The 299-nt window shown below is 54.8% G+C and carries 1 protein-coding gene; it reads left to right on the top strand.

Annotated features, from left to right (window positions below):
* Window positions 1-66 precede the first annotated feature (66 nt).
* Window positions 67-299, top strand: a 233-nt coding sequence (locus tag SB822_RS56175; RefSeq protein WP_410858987.1) for a helix-turn-helix domain-containing protein, incomplete at its 3' end; no start/stop codon positions are given.

Consider the following 299-nt stretch of genomic DNA (forward strand, 5'->3'; position numbering starts at 1 on the left):
TAAGTGTTCCTGGTAAAACTGTTTGGATTTCGGTAACCTGGATTTTTCCCTGGTACCGAGGTGTCGATGAAATGCCATGTCAACCTTGTGAAGGCTGAGGAAATCACATTGCAGGAGATGGCGATCAATCACCGGTTCAAGAACACGCGCCGACGCGCCACCGGTCTTTTGATGCTCGCTCGCGGGGATAAGCCAAAGGTCGTTTGTGAAGCCCTCGGTGTGAGCGACCAGGCTGTCTACAACTGGGCTCACGCGTGGCGTATTGGAGGCGTTTGCGCGCTCATGGGCGGTCACAACGG

This window comes from Paraburkholderia sp. SIMBA_054 (assembly GCF_046534875.1).
GTDB classification, from domain to species: Bacteria; Pseudomonadota; Gammaproteobacteria; order Burkholderiales; family Burkholderiaceae; genus Paraburkholderia; species Paraburkholderia hospita.